This is a genomic window from Pararhizobium polonicum, assembly GCF_001687365.1.
In the GTDB taxonomy this organism is placed as follows: Bacteria; Pseudomonadota; Alphaproteobacteria; order Rhizobiales; family Rhizobiaceae; genus Pararhizobium; species Pararhizobium polonicum.
On sequence record NZ_LGLV01000013.1, the window covers coordinates 188704 to 201826 of the forward strand.

At 62.3% G+C, this 13123-nt stretch carries 13 protein-coding genes; 3 read left to right on the top strand and 10 right to left on the bottom strand.

Annotated features, from left to right (window positions below):
* Window positions 1-14 precede the first annotated feature (14 nt).
* The 3 genes from ADU59_RS20810 to ADU59_RS20820 all read left to right on the top strand — a co-directional run bounded on the left by ADU59_RS20810 (window position 15) and on the right by ADU59_RS20820 (window position 3823).
* Window positions 15-1247, top strand: a complete 1233-nt coding sequence (locus tag ADU59_RS20810) for a pyridoxal phosphate-dependent aminotransferase (protein ID WP_068956075.1) — start codon at window positions 15-17, stop codon at window positions 1245-1247.
* 161 nt (window positions 1248-1408) lie between these two features.
* The gene (locus tag ADU59_RS20815) at window positions 1409-2827 is read left to right on the top strand and encodes a cytochrome P450 (RefSeq protein ID WP_068956078.1); all 1419 of its coding nucleotides are present in this window, start codon (window positions 1409-1411) and stop codon (window positions 2825-2827) included.
* 6 nt (window positions 2828-2833) lie between these two features.
* Window positions 2834-3823 (top strand): lysophospholipid acyltransferase family protein, encoded by a 990-nt coding sequence (locus ADU59_RS20820; RefSeq protein WP_068956080.1) that lies wholly within the window; start codon window positions 2834-2836, stop codon window positions 3821-3823.
* Window positions 3824-3826: 3 nt separating this feature from the next.
* On the opposite strand, the gene phnN is transcribed toward ADU59_RS20820, so the two are convergent.
* The 10 genes from phnN to phnK all read right to left on the bottom strand — a co-directional run bounded on the left by phnN (window position 3827) and on the right by phnK (window position 13073).
* On the bottom strand, window positions 3827-4402 hold the full coding sequence (gene phnN / locus ADU59_RS20825) for a phosphonate metabolism protein/1,5-bisphosphokinase (PRPP-forming) PhnN (RefSeq protein ID WP_068956082.1): 576 nt from the start codon (window positions 4400-4402) through the stop codon (window positions 3827-3829).
* Window positions 4402-5541: an alpha-D-ribose 1-methylphosphonate 5-triphosphate diphosphatase gene (locus ADU59_RS20830; protein WP_068956084.1), complete on the bottom strand. Its 1140-nt coding sequence runs from the start codon at window positions 5539-5541 to the stop codon at window positions 4402-4404. Before ADU59_RS20830 ends, phnN begins: the two co-directional genes overlap by 1 nt.
* Before the next feature lies 1 nt (window position 5542).
* A complete protein-coding gene (locus tag ADU59_RS20835; protein WP_068956086.1) occupies window positions 5543-6250 on the bottom strand; it encodes a DUF1045 domain-containing protein in 708 nt (235 codons plus the stop codon).
* Window positions 6251-6402: 152 nt separating this feature from the next.
* The gene (phnE, locus tag ADU59_RS20840; protein WP_068956088.1) at window positions 6403-7911 is read right to left on the bottom strand and encodes a phosphonate ABC transporter, permease protein PhnE; all 1509 of its coding nucleotides are present in this window, start codon (window positions 7909-7911) and stop codon (window positions 6403-6405) included.
* A 9-nt stretch (window positions 7912-7920) separates the two neighbouring features.
* Window positions 7921-8883 carry a phosphonate ABC transporter, permease protein PhnE gene (gene phnE / locus ADU59_RS20845; protein WP_068956090.1) on the bottom strand — a complete coding sequence of 321 codons (963 nt, stop codon included), beginning with the start codon at window positions 8881-8883 and terminating at the stop codon, window positions 7921-7923.
* 112 nt (window positions 8884-8995) lie between these two features.
* Entirely contained in the window at window positions 8996-9901 is a 906-nt protein-coding gene (gene phnD, locus ADU59_RS20850; RefSeq protein WP_068956092.1) for a phosphonate ABC transporter substrate-binding protein, read from the bottom strand.
* A 92-nt stretch (window positions 9902-9993) separates the two neighbouring features.
* Window positions 9994-10830: a phosphonate ABC transporter ATP-binding protein gene (gene phnC, locus ADU59_RS20855; protein WP_068956094.1), complete on the bottom strand. Its 837-nt coding sequence runs from the start codon at window positions 10828-10830 to the stop codon at window positions 9994-9996.
* Between the two features lie 142 nt (window positions 10831-10972).
* Window positions 10973-11590: a DapH/DapD/GlmU-related protein gene (locus tag ADU59_RS20860; protein WP_068956096.1), complete on the bottom strand. Its 618-nt coding sequence runs from the start codon at window positions 11588-11590 to the stop codon at window positions 10973-10975.
* Window positions 11587-12294, bottom strand: a complete 708-nt coding sequence (gene phnL, locus ADU59_RS20865) for a phosphonate C-P lyase system protein PhnL (protein ID WP_068956098.1) — start codon at window positions 12292-12294, stop codon at window positions 11587-11589. Before phnL ends, ADU59_RS20860 begins: the two co-directional genes overlap by 4 nt.
* A gap of 2 nt (window positions 12295-12296) precedes the next feature.
* The gene (gene phnK, locus ADU59_RS20870; RefSeq protein WP_068956100.1) at window positions 12297-13073 is read right to left on the bottom strand and encodes a phosphonate C-P lyase system protein PhnK; all 777 of its coding nucleotides are present in this window, start codon (window positions 13071-13073) and stop codon (window positions 12297-12299) included.
* Between the last annotated feature and the right edge of the window lie 50 nt (window positions 13074-13123).

Below are 13123 nucleotides of genomic sequence, written 5' to 3' on the forward strand. Positions count from 1 at the left end.
AATAAGGATCGGTCATGACCATCAACACCAAGGTCGAGGAGGCGGGCTTTGCGCCCGCCTCGCGGATTTCCACGATCGGCGTTTCGGAAATCCTGAAGATCGGCGCCCGGGCGCAAGCCATGAAGCGCGACGGCAAGCCGGTGATCATTCTGGGCGCCGGCGAGCCGGATTTCGATACGCCGGATCACGTCAAGCAGGCCGCATGCGATGCCATCCGGAGCGGCAAGACGAAATATACCGCGCTCGACGGTACACCGGAGCTGAAACAGGCTATCCGGGATAAGTTCGCCAGAGAAAACGGCGTCTCGTATGAACTTGACGAAATCACCGTGGCCACCGGCGCCAAGCAGATCCTCTTCAACGCCATGATGGCGACGCTGAACCGCGGCGACGAAGTGATCATCCCGACACCGTACTGGACGTCCTATTCGGATATCGTCGAGATCGCCGAGGGCAAGCCTGTCCTGATTGCCTGTGATGCGCAGGCCGGTTTCCGGCTGAAGGCCGAACAGCTCGAAGCGGCGATCACCCCGAAAACCCGCTGGGTGATGCTGAATTCGCCGTCCAACCCTTCAGGCGCCGCCTACAGTGCAGGCGACTATCGCCCATTGCTCGACGTGCTTTTGAAACATCCGCATGTCTGGCTGCTGGTCGACGACATGTATGAGCACATCGTCTATGACGATTTCCAGTTCGTCACCCCGGCAGCGCTTGAACCAGTGCTGAAAAGCCGGACGCTCACCGTCAACGGTGTGTCGAAGGCCTATGCCATGACCGGCTGGCGCATCGGCTATGCCGGCGGCCCGCGCGATCTCATCAAGGCGATGGCTGTGGTGCAGAGCCAGGCAACCTCCTGCCCCTCCTCGATCAGCCAGGCGGCTTCTGTTGCAGCGCTGAACGGCCCGCAGGAATTCCTGAAGGAACGCACCGAAAGCTTCCAGCGCCGCCGCGATCTGGTGGTCTCCGCCCTCAATGCCATCGAAGGGCTGGATTGCCGCACGCCGGAAGGCGCCTTCTACACCTTCTCCGGCTGTGCCGGGATGCTCGGCAAGATGACGCCCGGCGGCAAGCGGATCGAGACCGATACGGACTTCTGTGCCTATCTGCTTGATGACGCCCATGCCGCCGTCGTGCCCGGCTCCGCCTTCGGCCTGTCGCCGTTCTTTCGCATCTCCTATGCGACCTCGGAAGCGGAACTGCGCGAAGCGCTCACGCGGATTGCAAAAGCCTGCGCAGCCTTGCGCTAAACTCTGCTTCACGGCTGCGATATTGCGCGTGGCCGTGAGCCCCTTTCCCACGACACGGTGGACTTCGAAAGCGTTTTGCGCCACACGCATTTGCTGCTATCCGATACGTCTTCGACGGGCGACGCGCCGTGCGCGACCGGAAATACAGGGGCAGCCGGAGCATGTTTTCCCGTTTAAGGCGATCGACGGATATTGTTGAAAAACGCGGGAAGCGCTCTCTCGAGCCCGCGCATGCCGCCTATTACAAGGGCAAGCCGGGACAGTCGCTGAACCTCATTCTGCAGGCGCGCCACGATTTTCTGTCGGTCTGGCGCAAGGGCGACTACACCGACCGGGTCACCTCGATGAAGGTATTCGGCCGCCAGATCGTCACCGTCAACTCGCCGGATGCCATCCGCTATGTTGTTGCCAAGCGACACGAGAATTTCGAACGCAAGACGCCGCAGATGCGCCGCGCGCTGGAATTCCTGCTGGGCGACGGGCTGTTCATTTCCGATGGCGAGACCTGGAAGCAGCGCCGGCCGCTGGTCAACGACATCGTTCACAAGAATCGCCTGCCGACCTTCGGCAAGATCATGGAAAACACGTCGAGCGAGCTGGTGCAGCGCTGGAGCGCCTTGCCTGATGGCGCACCCGTGAACGCGCTCTACGAGATGGCCGGATTGACCGCGGAGATCATTGCCCGCAGCGTCTTCGGCAACGATCTCGGCGAGGAGGCGGCCAATGCCGTCACCGAAGGTTTCGAAAGCTATCAGTCGCTGATCGATTCCATCAATATCGGCTATTTCCTCGGCTTCGACGAGGGCCTGCCGGTGCTGCGGACGCCGAAGCTGCGCCGGTCTGTTTCCCGGATTCACCAGATCATCGACAAGGTAGTCGAAGACCATCTGGCCGGGCGTGGCGACGACAATTCGATGGTCGAGCTTCTGGTGCGGCGGCAGAAGCGTAATCCGGAGTTGAAGCTCGACGTGGTGGCGCTGCGCAACGAGGCGGCGACGATCTTCATGGCCGGCCACGAGACGACGGCGGCGACGCTGACCTGGGCCTGGTACCTGCTGTCACGGGCGCAATGGATCGAAAAGTCGTTGCACGAGGAAATTGCCCGCGTCTGTGGCGACCGCGTGCCGACGCTTGATGATATCCCGCAGCTGGAATGGTGCCGGGCCATTATCGAGGAAACGCTCAGGCTCTATCCGCCGGTGCCGATCCTCGCCCGCCAGGCCAAGGAAGCCGACCGGATCGGCGATATCGACGTCAAGCCGGCCTCACTGATCCTGATCGTGCCGTGGCTGCTGCACCGGACGGAAGCCTTCTTCAAGGATGCGCATCTGTTCAAGCCCGAGCGCTTCCTGAATGGGCAGAAGCCCATTCCCTATAGCTACATTCCCTTCGCCAGCGGCCCTCGCGTCTGCCCTGGCCTGCAATTCGGCCTTAACGAGGCGATCCTGTGCCTGGCGGTCCTTGCCCAGCGGTTCAAGGTACGGGTGGCAGAGGACGCCAAGGTCGAGCCGCAATGCCGCCTGACGCTGCGGCCGCGCGGCGGGCTGCCGGTGACGCTGCACCGGCGAGAGAGAGCATAGTTCGCGATGGCAAAGCCGCTCAGCAACGCAAAAAGCGGACCGGCGAAACGGTCCGCCTGGGTCTACCGCGCTCCAGCCGCGCCGCCGCTGAGCGATCTCTTCAAAGACGCGGAACGACGCAGAACGGCCTTTCGCTATCATGTGACCGGCAATCTCAAGAACCTGCTCGACCTGGCGGTTCATTTCGGATTGAAAGCTGTTCCTGCAAGCCTCTGCTCGGCGGCGGGCGCCCGGCTTGGCACCTTCGTCATCCCGCGCTGGCATCGGTCTTCCGTGAAGAAGGCGCAGAAGAACCTGAAACGGCTTTTGCCGGACGCGACCGAGGAAGAGCGCGACCGGGTTCTCAAGCGGAGCTGGCAAAACCAGGGCCGCATCATGACGGAGTTTTCGATCGTTGGGCGCCTTGCGCGCCGTGCTGTCTGGCACGGCCTGCATCATTTTACCGAAGCCTATGCGAGGGGCCCGGTGATCGTTGTCTGCATGCATCTCGGGAACTGGGAGATATTTGCCCCCAAACTGGTGGAGCTTGGGCTCGCACCGTCAGCCAATTACACACCACCGGCCGGTAGGGCGCGGGCATGGATCGCGAGGCGTGTCCGGCGCAAGCTCGGATATGGCCTGCTGCCACCAGGCAAGGACGGGGTACGGCCGGCGCTGAACATATTGAAGGAAGGCGGCGCAATCTCGGTCTTTTGCGACGAAGGTTTCGCGGGCAAGATTCGCGGCCCCTTTTTCGATCGCCCGCCGCAACTGGAGGGCAACCTTGCGGTCGTTGTCCGGCTGGCGCGGTTGACGCAGGCAACCATCTGTCCCTGCTATGTCCTGCGGAGCAACGGGACGTCTTTTGAAGGCTTTACATTGGAGCCAATCGTTCTGCCTCCGGAAGACAAGCCGGGCGAGCGGTTGATGGACGATGTGGTGCTGCTGAATTCGGTCATCGAGCCGGTCATTCGTGCCCATCTCGACCAGTGGTATTTTCTCGACAACGCACTCTGATGTCTACGTTGCGGAACCGTGCAGTCCCGCGACCAGCGCTGCAAAGCGTGAACCGGCGATGTCCAGCGGGCCGCTATTGTCGATCGTGGTCACATCCGGCTCGTCAAAAATATCCGGCACCTGCCGCTGCAGCCGGTTGAGAATATCCTGTTCGCTCTCGCGGCCGCGTGCGACCAGACGGCTGGCGAGAACCTGCGGCGAGGCGGTGATGTTGACCACCGCCACCCGTGGAAAGGCCTGCCGGAACTGACCGAGCGCCGCCCGGCTGCCGTTGGCGATCAGGATCCGGCCGGCGCGCACCCGCTCCAGCGCCTGTTTGGGGATTCCGTATTTCAGCCCGTGCGCCTGCCAGGCGACGGCGAATTCTCCTGCCGATAGCCGGCTGTCGAAGACCTCGCCGGAAATGCTCTCATGATCCTCGCCGCCGGCATCGGACGGCCGGGTGATGACCCTGCGGACGAAATCGATATCCTCGCGGCCGGCAAAATGCTGCGCCACGAAACCGATGACGCTGTCCTTGCCGGCGCCGCTGGGGCCGACCACCACGACGATCGCGCCCGTCTGACCTTGCCCGTTCATCAGGCGACCCGCTTGCCTTCGCGCCAGACGGAACGGACGACCGGGATGCCGTCATGGCGCTGGACGCGAACGATATCGGCGCGCAGGCCCGTGGCGATCCGGCCGCGATCGGTGAGGCCGACCGTGCGTGCAGGGGTAGCTGTGACCATGGCGAGCGCCTGCGGCAGGCTGACGGTTTCCAGCTCGTCCGACAGGACGAAGGGGGCATGGATCAGGCTGAACGGAACGTAGTCGGAGGACAGCACGTCGAGCACACCGCGTTCGGCAAGGTCGCGGGCCGCGATGTTGCCGGAATGCGACTTGCCGCGCACGATATTGGGCGCCCCCATCAGCACGCTCAAGCCGGCCGCATGCGAGGCTTCCGCCGCCTCGAAGCTGGTCGGGAATTCCGCAAGCCGGATGCCGAAGCCGACCGATTCCTCGACATGGGCGATGGTTGCATCGTCATGGCTGGCAATGGTGATGCCGCGCTCGGCGCAGGCTTTGGCGATCTCGGTGCGATGCGGGGCGGCATATTTGGCGGACAGCGCCTGCTGGCGGGCACAGAACGCCGCGAAGGCCGCATCGGAAAGGCCGCGCTTGTTCTTGTAGTAGAGTGTGTACTGCTCCATCGTCTGGAACTGGCGCTGACCCGGCGCGTGGTCCATCAGCGAGACGAGGCCGACCTGCGGATCGTTCTCGAATTCCTCAAAATGCGCGAGCACGTTGTCGGTCGAGACTTCGCAGCGCAGATGGATGCGGTGATCGGCGCGCAGGCGGTTTTCCTTGGCCGCCTGGGCCAGGGCATTTGCCATGTCGCGCATTTCGCCCTGCTCGAAACCGCCGTCCTCGTCGGAGCCCATGCGCAGGCAGTCGAACACCGTGGTGATGCCTGACGTGACGACCTGTGCGTCATGCGCCTGGATCGCCGCCATCTTCAACCAGCGCACGCCGGGGCGCGGCGAATAGTGGGCTTCCAGATGGTCGGTGTGCAGTTCGATCAAGCCGGCGATCAGGTAGTCGCCCTCGAAATCCTCGCCGGTGCGGCTGGCGCCTTGCGAGATGTCGGCGATCTTGCCGTCGCGGATCAGCACAGAGCCATCGAGAATCTGGTCCTCAAGGACGATACGGGCATTGGAGAGAACGGTTTCAGCAGTCATGTCAGGCCATCTTTCGTTTGGACGTGCCGCCCAGCGGCAAAAGCGAGTGAACGGTAAACGGAGCGCCGCGTGCAGGCTCGACGAACAGGGCAAGCGAGGTCACGGTCATCGGCTTGCCGATGAAGGGCGCGAAGGCCTTCTCCAGCAAGGCCCTCATCGCAGGCTGCCGTTCTGCCGGCACCGGCCCGGTAAGCGTCATATGGAAGCGAAAGCTCTCGAAAACATAAGGATATCCCCATTCGAAGAGGTTTCTCCGCATCCGATCGCCGAGCTGTTCCGGCTTGCGGCGCGCGATATCGGGCTCGGACAAAGGCGCCCGGAACGGTGAGAACCACCGCACGGCTTCGTCGGCCAGATCCTGCAATGGCGCACATGCGCTGGCGGGCACAAGCGCGAAGAACGGCCCCAATTGGCCGAGAACCATTTCCGGAATCTCGAAGGAACTGCGCGTATCGGAAAACGTATCGAACGCATCGAGAAGCTGTGCTTCAGTCATGCCGGGGGCAAGCTCGAACGGTGCCTTCAGCGTTCCGTGAAAGCCGTATCGGCGTGGGTCGGCGGTCAGGGCCGCCAGCTCCGCGGCAGTGAAATCGCCCGCAGGCTCGAGGTTTCGGGTCTTGCCGGTGAACGGATTGCTGCCAAGCCAGCGCTCCGCCGCAGCCGTGAGCGGGGCGTCTTCATCGGGCGAAATATAGAATGCGTAGCGCACTGTTCATTCCCTGCAGAGATGTCGCGGGAGCGGCGGCCGCACAGGCCGATCTGACGCCGTCGCTACGCGTTCTTCGTGACATTATCGTGATGGGTGGCGATGATCCGCCACCATGTTTCCTGTGTTTTGCGTGTTCCCAGTGTTTTCCGGGGTCAATGTGTTTTCTGGCCCATGAGACGCGAGCGCAGGGCATTGGAAATACCGTCGAAGATGAAGACGACTATGAGAATCAGGATAACCATGTAACAGACGTTTTCCCAGTCGGAATTCGTCCGCATCGCCTCCCAGAGTTTCAGGCCGATGCCGCCGGCGCCGACGGCGCCGATGATCGTTGCCGAACGTGTATTGGATTCCCAGAAATACAGCGCCTGGCTGGCAAAGACCGGCAAAACCTGCGGCAGTACGCCGAAACGCTGCACGGCAAGCGGCGAGGCTCCCACCGATTTGACACCCTCGCGCTGCTTGTCGTCGATGTTTTCAAGCGCCTCGGAATAGAGCTTTCCGAGCGTGCCCGTGTCGGTGAAGAAGATCGCCGACATGCCGGCGAGCGGCCCGGGGCCGAAAGCGCGGGTAAAAAACAGCGCCCAGATCAGCATGTCGACGGACCGCAGGAAATCGAAGAACCGCTTGGTGACCTGATTGAGCACGCCGTTGCGGGTGATGTTGCGGGCCGCAAGAAAGCACAGCGGGAAAGCGATGATCGAGGCAAACAGCGTGCCGACGAAGGCCATGACGATGGTTTGCAGCAGCTTGGTCCAGACGTCGAGATGCTGCCACTCGGCATTGTAGAGAATGTTGTTCCAGGCGAGCGCCAGGTTCGACCGGCCCGGATCGAGACGGTCGCCGCTGGTGATCAGGCTTGCCACTTCGCCGAAGGATTTGTCGAAGAACGGCGAGTTGGTGTCGAAGATGAAATTGGCCCAGCCGGGAAAGCGATTGTGGATGCTGATCTTTTCGACGTCGACATCGGCCCAGCCGGTCATGCCGAAGGCAAGCGTTATCTTTTCGCCCGGCCGCTTCTGCGTTGCCCAGCCGGGCAATGTGCCTTCCGGCTTGACGCCGGCGGAACGGTCGAGATCGATCAGCAGGGTTTCGCCATTGTGGGTGGCTGCGACCTTGCCGCCGGCCACGTCGATGCTGGTCGTGCCGTTGTAGGTGACCGTCGCGCGGCTGACCACTTCCTCCGTCCGGGTTTCAGCGCGGGCACCCGCCTCGGCGCTGCCGCCGACGGCCGAGTTCGGCGCCATGAAGCTGAAGCTCGAGCCCTTCTTCGGTGCTGCCTGTTGTGCCACGGCCGGAACGTCGATGGTGCGCTCCACCATCCTGGTCTCTATCCTGACCCATTCCGGCTTGGCGTTGGGGCCAAGCGGCGAATGGCGTGGATAGACGACCTGCATCGTTCCATCGGTCGCGATCTTGATATCGGGGCGGACTTCATAGGAAACCCAGTCGGCCAGATAGGTGCCGGCGATGCTCCAGTTGGCATTGACGAGAACCTGGCCGATCGAGAAGAACCACCAGCTGTAGACCATGTAGAGCGCAATGCCGTCGAAGATGAGGGCGGAGCGGATACGCTTGCTCGACGAGCCCTTGAGCAGATGCGGATGGCGGGCGGCAATTGCTTCCATCTCGGCGGCGTTCATCATGGCGTTTGCGGTCATGGTCCGCTCCTATTGCGCAAGCTGGAAGGCCTGGTCGCCGACGAGACGGCGGCGCAGCCAGGCGGAAAACTGATCGACGGCGATGATCGTGGCAAACAGCAGGATGATGATGGCCAGCGTCTTGGCCTCATGGCCCTGGCTGATGGAAAGCCGCAATGGCTCGCCGATACCGCCACCGCCGACTGCGCCGATGATGGTCGAGGCGCGCACGTTGATCTCAAGACGCAGCAGAAAGTAGCTCATGAAATTCGGCAGAACCTGCGGCACGATGCCGAACCAGACCCGCTCGAACCAGTTGCCGCCGGCGGCGCGAAGGCCCTCGTCCGGCTTCATGTCGGCATTCTCGACGACCTCGAAGAACAGCTTGCCCAAGGCGCCGACGGTATGGATCGACACGGCGATCATCGCCGGGATTGGCCCCAGCGACAGGACGGCAAGGAAGAACCCGGCGATCACCACTTCCGGAAAGGCGCGCAGGATTTCCATGACGCGCCGCGCCAGCCCGCGTATCCACGGGTTCGGCATCAGGTTGCGCGCGGCGAAGAAGCAGAGAATGAAGCCGAAGAACATGCCGAAGATCGTGGAGAAGATGGCGATGTTCAGCGTTTCCAGCATCTTGTAGAAATATTCGGGCACATAGATGCTGTCGGTCAGGTACAGGCGGCCCTCGGGATAATTGTATTTCAGGCTGCCATCGTCATAGGGCGAGGGAAGATCGAACATGGCGCGGCCGATCTCGGCGCCGTCGCGCGGCATGAGGTCGCCGACGAAATCGAAGAAATAGGGCAGCCGGTCGAAGAACTTGCCGGCATTGGTTGCGTTGGCAAACCACAGCGAGCCGGACAGGGCCATGGCCAGAAGTGCCAGGCCGATAAACGTATAGGTCCGGCGGCGCAGATTGAGCTCCTGCCAGTGGCGTTCGACCAGAGCGCCGCTATCGCTCAGGGTCGGGGGAAGCGCTGACATGGCCATGAAGTCTCCGGCAAAAACGTAAGGCCGCGGCGGACGTCATGTCCGTAAGGCCTGGTCAGACAAGGAAACGCTGGCCGGAGGAACCCGGCCAGCGCTCGAGTTTCCAGCGATATCAGCCGCCGATGGTCGACTTGCGGGCGTCGATGATCGGCTTGTAGAAGTCGGCGTTGACCTCGACGAAGCCCTTGTAGTCGCCGCCTTCGACAGCGGCGAAGCAGGCCGCATCGGTCTTCGGCAGATCAAGCATGAACTGCTTGAACTTGGCCTTGACGTCGGCGCTGAGCGAGGAACGAACGACGGTCGGGCCGTTCGGGATCAGCGGCGAGCGCCACAGTTCGACCAGATCGTTCATGTCGAGGACGCCCTTGTCGACCATCTTGCGCAGATTGCCGGACGTGTAGCCTTCCTTGAAATCGCCGATGCCCGAACCGAAGGTCGTGCCGGCATCGAACGTGCCCTTGAGCACTTCGAGAACGAGGTTTTCATGGCCGCCGCCGAAACCGGTGGAGCCGAAGAATTCCTTGACCGGCATGCCGATCGTTTCCGGCAGCGTGACGCTCGGGATGAGGTAGCCGGAGGTCGAGTCCGGATCGGCGAAGCCGAGCTTCTTGCCCTTCAGGTCTTCAACCTTGGTGAAGCCCGAATCCTTGCGGGCAACCATGATCGAGTAATAACCGGTCGAACCGTCGGTCTGTTCGGTCGTCAGGATCGGCTCGACGGCATCGGCCTTGGCGAGATAGATCTTGGCATAGCCGGATGCGCCGAGTTCGGCGAAATCAAGCGTACCGCCCAGCAGACCCTGGATGACGCCGTCATAGTCGGCGGCCGGGAAGAAGGAAACCTTCTCGACGTTCAGCGCCGTCTTCAGATGATCGCCCAGGCACTGGAAATTGCGCAGGCGGTCGGCTTCGTTTTCGCCGCCGATGATGCCGACGCGGAATTCCTTGATTTCTTCGGCATGGACCTGGCCCATGAGGCCGATGAGCGCAACGGCGCTCAAAAGTGCGTTCTTCAACATATGGGTCTTCTCCTGTTATCCGGGCTTGGCCGGTTCACATTCGGTTGCAAAGCGTTTGCCCTTGACGCGGGCTCTCGATCCCGGCCGCCTTCTTAAAGGCCGGCCAGTGCCAGCGGCTTGATGCCGGCGGATTGGATATTGTCCTGCGCCGCAGGAATATTGATGCTGGTCGAGGTCATCGATTCCTCGATCTCGCCGCCGCTTCCGTAGATCTCGGCGACTGCCGCCGCCGTCAGGTCCTGCGGCTGGCCGTCGAATACGACGCTGCCATGCGCCATGCCGATGATGCGTTCGCAGTAGTTGCGCGCCGTATCGAGCGTATGCAGGTTGGTAACGACGGTAATACCGTCGCGCTCGTTGATATCACGCAGCGCATCCATGACGATCTTGGCATTCAGCGGATCGAGCGAGGCGATCGGCTCGTCGGCCAGCAGCATCTTCGGCTGCTGCATCAGGGCGCGGGCGATGGCGACACGCTGCTGCTGGCCGCCGGATAGCGTGCCGGCCGGCTGCAGCGCCGTCTGCTCGATGCCGAGCCGCTCCAGCGCGCCGATCGCCATGATCCGCTCTTCGCGGGTGAACATGTTGAGGATGCTGAGAACGGTGGAACGATGGTTGAGACGGCCAAGCAGCACGTTGGTCAGCACGTCGAGACGCGGCACCAGATTGAACTGCTGGAAAATCATGGCGCAATCGCGCTGCCAGCTGCGAAGGGCGGCACCACGCAGCGACGACACTTCGAGATCACCGAAATGGATGGAGCCGGCCGACACATCGTTGAGGCGGTTGATCATTCGCAGAAGCGTCGACTTGCCGGCGCCCGAGCGGCCGATGATGCCGACCATCTGGCCCTGCGGGATGTCGAAGGTAACCGAGTTGACGGCGATCTTCTTGCCGAACTGACGGGTTACATTCTTCAGTTGAAACATGGGCACTCGTCCTCTTTGGGCGGTGCCGGTTATCGGCACGTTCCTTGCCATAACGGCGCATGATGAAGGGGGAATGTCAGTTTGATGTCGTTTTCATTACAGTCCACAATCCCGGCGTAGACAGGGGTTGCAGCGGAAAAAATCAGGCATTGTGACGGGCGAGGAATGCGTCCGCGTCGAGCATTCTGAAGTCATCGAGCGCGTCGCGCAGCCTGGCATGATCCCAGTCCCACCAGGCGAGCTTTTCGAAGCGTGCGGCAATATCCTTGCCGAAGCGCTCGCGGATCAGCTTTGCCGGAACGCCGCCGACGATGGTGTAGGGCGCCACGTCCTTCGATACGACCGCTCCTGCGCCGATCACCGCCCCATTGCCGACCGTCACACCGGGCAGCACCGTTGCGCCATGGCCGATCCAGACGTCATGGCCGATGACGACGCGGTTTTCGCGGCGCCAGGTGAAGAAGTCCTGATCCATGTCGGCATCCGGCCAGTAATCCTGAGCCCGGTAGGTAAAATGGTGCAGCGTCGCCCGCCAGACCGGATGGTTGGTGGCATTGATGCGCACGGAGGAGGCAATATTGGCAAACTTGCCGATCGTTGCACACCAGACCGAGCCGTCTTCCATGATGTAGGAATAATCGCCGATTTCCGTTTCAGAAATACGGCAGCGCTCGGCAATTTCCGTGTAGCGGCCGATCGTGCAGCCTGCGACCCGTGCCGTCTCATGAATGAGCGGCTTTTCCGATAGCTTGATGGTCATGCCGCGGCCTTTCGCGGTGAAAAGGCGGAGACGTCGAGAATGCGATCGGCGACGGCGTCGCGGACTTCCTCGTCGTGGAAAATGCCCAGCAGGGCGACCCCTTCGGCCTTCTTGGCGGCAATCATCTCGACCACTACACGGCGGTTCTTCGCATCCAGCGAGGCGGTCGGCTCGTCGAGCAACAGGATGACGTGATCGGTGATGAAGCCGCGGGCGATGTTGACGCGCTGCTGCTCGCCGCCCGAGAAGGTGGCGGGCGGCAATTGCCAGAGCTCGCGCGGCAGGTTGAGTTTTGCCAGAAGATCGGACGCCTTTTCGCGGGCCTCGGCCTGGGCAACGCCACGCGCCAGAAGCGGCTCGGCCACGACATCCAGCGCCGACACGCGCGGAACGACACGCAGGAACTGGCTGACATAACCCAACGTATCGCGCCGGACCTCCAGGACGGCTCGGGGTGCGGCATGGGCGAGATCGACCAGATGGCCCTGATGCTCGATCAGGATCTGGCCGGCATCGACCGCATAGTTGCCGTAGAGCATCTTCAGGATCGAGCTTTTGCCGACGCCGGAGGGGCCGCCGAGCACGACGCATTCGCCCTTCTTCACCGAAAAGGACACGCCGGAGACGACCGGCAGGGTGATGCCGTCACGCAGATGCATGGTGAAGCTCTTGGCGACTTCGGAAACAACGAGAGGCGTTGGCATGGTTACACCTGCAAAATGGAGGAAACGAGAAGCTGGGTGTAGGGCTCGCGCGGATCGTCGAGCACCCGGTCGGTGAGGCCCTGCTCGATCACCAACCCGTCCTTCATCACCATCATCCGGTGCGAGAGAAGCCGGGCGACGGCGAGGTCATGGGTGACGATGATGGCCGAGAGACCGAGATCATGGACAAGGCCGCGCACCAGATCGAGCAAACGGGCCTGAACCGAGACATCGAGACCGCCGGTCGGCTCGTCCATGAACACGAGGCGCGGGGAGGTGACCAGATTGCGGGCGATCTGCAGCCGCTGGCGCATGCCGCCGGAAAAGGCCCGTGGCTGGTCGTCGATGCGGTCTTGCTCGATTTCGACACGGGCCAGCCAGTCGGCGGCCGTTGCGCGGATATTGCCGTAATGCCGGTCGCCGACCGCCATCAGTCGCTCGCCGACATTGGCGCCGGCCGAGACCGTCATGCGCAGGCCATCGGCCGGGTTCTGGTGCACGAAGCCCCAGTCGGTGCGCATCAGGAAGCGTCGCTCGGCTTCGCCCATGCGGGCAAGATCGCGGTACTGGCCATCGCGCATATGATATTCGACGACGCCGGAGGTCGGCATCAGCCGGGTGGAGAGGCAGGAGAGCAGCGTCGTCTTGCCGGAACCGGATTCGCCGACGATCGCCAGAACCTCGCCCGGCCAGAGCTCGAAGGAGACGTTGCGGCATCCGATGCGGCTGCCGTAGAATTTCGAGACGTCGTTGACTTTGAGAAGCGGTGTCTGGGTCATGGGGCGGTTTCCATGTTTGAAAATGGATGCGGGCTCGCATCTACCTCCCC